General features: G+C 37.8%; 5 protein-coding genes. 2 read left to right on the top strand and 3 right to left on the bottom strand.

Annotated features, from left to right (window positions below; all coding sequences use genetic code 11):
- Window positions 1–255: 255 nt before the first annotated feature.
- Window positions 256–1776: an MFS transporter gene (locus ILA26_RS02380; protein ID WP_292893695.1), complete on the bottom strand. Its 1521-nt coding sequence runs from the start codon at window positions 1774–1776 to the stop codon at window positions 256–258.
- Window positions 1777–1988: 212 nt separating this feature from the next.
- Here ILA26_RS02380 and pyk point away from each other — a divergent pair, with 212 nt between their 5' ends.
- The gene (gene pyk, locus ILA26_RS02385) at window positions 1989–3392 is read left to right on the top strand and encodes a pyruvate kinase (RefSeq protein WP_292893697.1); all 1404 of its coding nucleotides are present in this window, start codon (window positions 1989–1991) and stop codon (window positions 3390–3392) included.
- A 31-nt stretch (window positions 3393–3423) separates the two neighbouring features.
- Here the strand turns inward: pyk and ILA26_RS02390 are convergent, their stop codons facing one another.
- Together ILA26_RS02390 and pgsA are read right to left on the bottom strand one after the other, a co-directional pair.
- On the bottom strand, window positions 3424–3666 hold the full coding sequence (locus ILA26_RS02390; protein ID WP_116592543.1) for a DUF357 domain-containing protein: 243 nt from the start codon (window positions 3664–3666) through the stop codon (window positions 3424–3426).
- Window positions 3663–4229, bottom strand: a complete 567-nt coding sequence (pgsA, locus tag ILA26_RS02395; protein ID WP_292893699.1) for an archaetidylinositol phosphate synthase — start codon at window positions 4227–4229, stop codon at window positions 3663–3665. Before pgsA ends, ILA26_RS02390 begins: the two co-directional genes overlap by 4 nt.
- A gap of 36 nt (window positions 4230–4265) precedes the next feature.
- Here pgsA and ILA26_RS02400 point away from each other — a divergent pair, with 36 nt between their 5' ends.
- On the top strand, window positions 4266–4847 hold the full coding sequence (locus ILA26_RS02400; RefSeq protein WP_292893700.1) for an L-threonylcarbamoyladenylate synthase: 582 nt from the start codon (window positions 4266–4268) through the stop codon (window positions 4845–4847).
- Window positions 4848–5255: the final 408 nt, after the last annotated feature.

Here is a 5255-nt window from a genome sequence, read left to right on the forward strand (position 1 = left end):
CTACAGACAAACCAATCCAGAAAAAATAAAGAAATTATACAAGACCAAAAATGGAATTCTAACCTTTTTAGACTTCCAAATGCAAAACTGGACACAAAAACACATAAAAATTAAATAAGCCTATAAAATTTTACAGACTCTTTTTTTTTAAAAATAGTTAGATTTCCAATAGATGAATTTTACATAGTTGAATAACTTTTTTTCCAGATTTCACTGAAAGAATTATTAAAAAAAAGAAAAATGAGAGATGAACTCTCATTGTTTAACCTTTCTATCCTGCAGCCGTAACGTTAGCAGGAATACAATACCCATTATGATGGCAGTAATCTGCATTACGAATGCCATTGTTTCCTGGATAATGAGGTTTACAACATCTACAAAAGTACTGTTGTCTTTTAGGCCGTCTATATTACCCACTTTTTGCAAGTAATTGTAAACGTCCATATGGAATTGTTCGTCTCCTGAATGTTCAGGTGCATAGGTGTCGACAGCGGTACCAATAGCGCCCATAACTCCGAGAATTAGAATTATTCCGATGATTGCTGTACCCATTGATTCACCTAAGGATGTACCTGTTGAGTTAATACCTGATGCGTTGTTTTGACTTTCTGCAGGGATATTTGACAATGAAATGTCAGTACATAAAGCCATGATGAAACCAAGTCCTGCACCTAATACGACAAGTCCCGGCAGTAAAGTCCACATTGTTGTATCGAGTCTGAACTGATAGCTCAACAGCAGACATCCGATGATTGCCATTATACATCCTATTGCCATAATCACTTTGTGGCTCAATTTTCCAGTCAAGCTTGGTGCTATTATTGCAAAAATGAGCAAACCTAAAGTCAACGGAAGTGTGGTTACTCCAGTATCGAATGCATTTAACTGCAATACACTTTGCAAGAACAGGGAAACAGCAAATAATGCTCCTCCCATTGCAAGGTAGCTTAATAATAAAATTATAGTTCCCACACGTAAGTTTCTGTCTTTGAATAAGTCCATATCGAGTAATGGTACGTTACCATTTCTTTTCCTTCTGATTTCAAAGAATGCAAAGATTGCTAAGGCAATTAAACCTACAATAATCACTATTATGCTGGTGTTGAAATCTTTGGATAGTGATAAAATACCTAAAACTAGTAATACAAGGCCTATAAATGAAATTATAGATCCTGTGATGTCTAAATCTTTTCTGGATTGAGTAGGTGCGAAATCTGGTATTCTGTTTCTCATAATTAAAATAATGAATACGATAATTAATTCACATGCAAATCCATATCTCCAACTTAAGAAAGTTGTCATGACTCCGCCGAAGAGTGGGCCGATTGCGGCTGCAACTGCACCCATCACTCCCACAATCGCCAAAGCAACTGTACGTTTTTCGCCGGAATAGGTTCCACTGATTAGTGAAACGGTAGCAGGCATCATCAATGCTCCGGCAACACCTTCAATTGCTGCCCATCCTATAAATAGCATTGTGGCACTTGAACTTATTGATGCGGTGAATGTACCTACACCGTAAAGTGCTGTACCTATGATGAACAATTTCTTTTTACCAACTATGTCCTGCAGCTTTGCACTTAGAAGCATGAATGCAGCAGTAATCAGGGTATAAAATGACATGGTGGATTGAATGGTACTTACATCAGTGTTCAAATCCACAACAACCTGTGAAATACTCACATTCATGAATGTAGCGTCCAAAGCTACAATAAAGGAAGCAAGAGCCACTACTAAAAGTGGAATCCAAGAATGTTCCTTGATTGTTTCATTCATACTTATTTTTCCTCCAAATAATCTATGTTAAGTATATAAAATTGCACCATATCCCAATAGTGATTGAATAATTTTATATCCTTGTAATTATCTTTTCTTATTATGTTTAATATAATTTATTGGATATTCGAGTTTAATTGCATCATTAACTATAAGTGTGGATATTTTAAATTATTAATTAATTCATTGATTATAGGGAATATGTGGGAATCATGAAAAAAACAAAAATTATATGCAGTATAGGCCCCGCTTCAAATTCAGTAGAGGTCATGAGTGAAATGGTAAACAACGGAATGGACTGTGCACGCATCAATCTTAGTCACGCCACACGGGAGGGCATATTGAAAACAATAGATGTTGTAAGGCAAGTGCGCAAGGCATGCAACGTTCCCGTTGCCATAATGTATGATACAAAAGGGCCGGAATTCAGGACATTGGAATTTAAGGATGGTGGAGTAACCCTTCAAAGGGGAGATATCATTCGAATGAGCAAGACCTGCATTCAGGGTGATGAAAACGCATTTGGAGTCAATCACAGCGATGCAATAGACCATATCAATGTGGGTGACAAGGTGCTTGTCGACAATGCATTGTTTGAGCTGGAGGTCATAGGAAAACGTGATGACTATGTTGAGCTGAAGGCCCTGAGCAAGTGTAAGCTCCAGAACCATAAAACCATCAATGTCCCGGGCGTTCATTTAAACTTGGATTTCATGAGTGATGTGGATAAAAATGACATTGCCTTTGCTGCAGGGCATTCCTGTGACTATTTGGCGCTCTCATTCGTAAACACTAGGGAGGATGTCATTGCAGCTAGAAAAATCATTGATGATGTCGGAGGGGATGCATGCATCATCTCAAAGATTGAAAGCCGCATGGGCATTGACAATATAGATGAGATAATAGATGAATCCGACGGAATAATGGTGGCTCGGGGAGACCTTGGGGTGGAAGTTCCAATGGAGGAGCTGCCGATTCTTCAAAAGACCATAATTAGAAAGTGTCGTGAAAAGGGCAAGTTTGCCATTGTTGCAACAGAGATGTTGGCTTCAATGTATGAAAATCTAAGACCTTCAAGGGCGGAAGTTTCTGATGTTGCAAATGCTGTTTTGGATGGAACTGACTGTGTGATGCTTTCAGGTGAAACCACAATAGGAAAACATCCGGTATCTGCCGTTGAAATAATGAACCGAGTATGCAGAAATGTTGAATCTAGCATTGACTATAGTCAACATATTGATTACAAGGGAGCAATAGGCACCAGCGATACAATTGCCAAACTTGTTGTCGATGCTGTCGAATACTCTGATATAAAACTGATTGTCACTCCCACCATGACAGGTTTCACGGCCAATAAGATCAGTAACCTAAGGCCCAATTCCATAATATTGGCCTGCTGTCCGTCCAGCCACGTTGCAGAAAAAACAGTTCTGAACTTCGGTGTTAAGCCGGTCGTGACAAAAATATATGAAAGCACTGACGAGATGGTTGAAATCGCAAGAAAAATTGCCAAGGAAGAATTTAATCTGGATGATGGTGATTTGATAATAATCACTGGCGGATTTCCATTAGGTAAGTCAAGAACAACCAATTATCTGAGAATTATTGGCGTATAAAAGAAATAGGTTATGGTTAAATAATAAAAGATTAGATGATTCCATGAATCATCCTTAATGCGTCCAACAATCCGTGACTGTATTCGATACATCCGAATGCAGTCCTCATGTCTTCTTTTTCTAAATAATACTTTGAATCGTTCCAATAGTCAATGGCCCTGTCGTAAACTTCCTTTTCTTTTCCAACGAATTCAATGTGAGCCACCTGATTCAAGTTTCTTTCAAGTTTTGCAATGTCCTTTGCGATCTTTTCAGGACTTTCCAATTCAGTCATTTCAATTGCCTCCAAACGTGTACGATTCTTTGTCCAACGGTAAAGTATGATAGGATTACTAGTATGTAAATAACGTATGTAAAGTAAATGTCGCCTGCAAAGTATCCAATAATTGCTCCAACCATTAATATAATCATTCTAACGGCCCTTTCAGCTATTCCGATATTGCACTCTGCGCCTTGGGACTCTGCCCTTGCACGAACATAGCTCACTGTTATTGCGGAATGAATCGCCAGAACTCCAACAAACCAGTCGCAGTATCCTCCAAATATTATTCCAATGTAGATTATCGCATCGGCAAACCTGTCCATTGTGGAGTCGAGAAATGCACCGAAGGGTGAGGATCTGTTATGATATCTTGCAACTGCCCCGTCCACAACATCCAAGAATCCGGACAATAAAATTGCAATGCAACCTAAAATCAGGTCATGATTTGCAAATCCATACGCTGCAAGCACCGCCACAAATGGGGAGATTACAGTTACAATATTCGGATTTATGTTTAAATTTCGGGCTAGCGGGTTCAATATTCTTGTTAATAATGGTCTTAAACTTTGAAGCATAATTATATATAACGACTTTATCTAATATAAAGATGAATGAAAGTCTTAAAAACAAGTATTGATGAAGTTGATGAGGATATTGTTAGCGAAGCAATAAACGTCTTGGCTGACGGTGGGGTCGTATTGTATCCTACCGATACGGTTTATGGCTTGGGTGCCAATATTTTTGATAAGAAGGCAGTTAGAAAAGTATTCGATATAAAGCAAAGGAGCTATTTGAAACCTCTTTCAATACTTGTGGGTGACGTCAGGGCAATTGACCTGGTTGCAAAGACATCCCTTAGCCAAAAGCAAACCATCAATAAGTATCTTCCGGGACCATACACCTTCATCCTAAACAAGAGAAAAATAGTTCCAAGGACAATCACAAGCGGCTTGAAAAGTGTTGGCGTGAGGGTTCCCGACTGTGAGCTTGCATGTAGGTTGGCTAGCATCTTTCCGATAACCACAACCAGTGCAAACCTTTCAGACGATGAGGTTTTGTCCAATCCGAAAGAGATTATCGACCAAATTGGCAATAGAGTGGATTTGGTAATTGATGTTGGTGACTTAAACACTTCAAATGCGTCATCAATCGTTGATTTGACAGGTTTCAATCCAAAAATAATAAGAAAATAGAGATTAATTTAACATTATTGTGCAAGAATTCTCCGGCTTCTTTAAGCCGGGAGATGAATTGCACTTTTAAGAGAGTTGTTGTATTTTTGGAATTTTTTTTGCAAAATTAAAAAATTATTGTATTACTTTCCAAATGCTCTTAGATAATCTCTATTTATTATAAAGGTATATAAGTTGTTATATGAAAAGAAAACATGTTTTTTTTGATGTTTAATCAAAAATAATTAAAATCGATGTTTTTTTTCGAGTATACAAATTAAATTAATGAGATCTTTGTCTAAAAAGGTGTGGGGAGCATATTATGGTTGATAAAACTTTTATTTTGACCGATAAGATTGAGTTTGTCCCTGATGAGGATTTAGAAGGGGAATTGAATTTTAATTTACGGGCAGCCGGTTATGTATTCAA

The sequence above is a fragment of the Methanobrevibacter sp. genome, from assembly GCF_017940815.1.
In the GTDB taxonomy this organism is placed as follows: Archaea; Methanobacteriota; Methanobacteria; order Methanobacteriales; family Methanobacteriaceae; genus Methanocatella.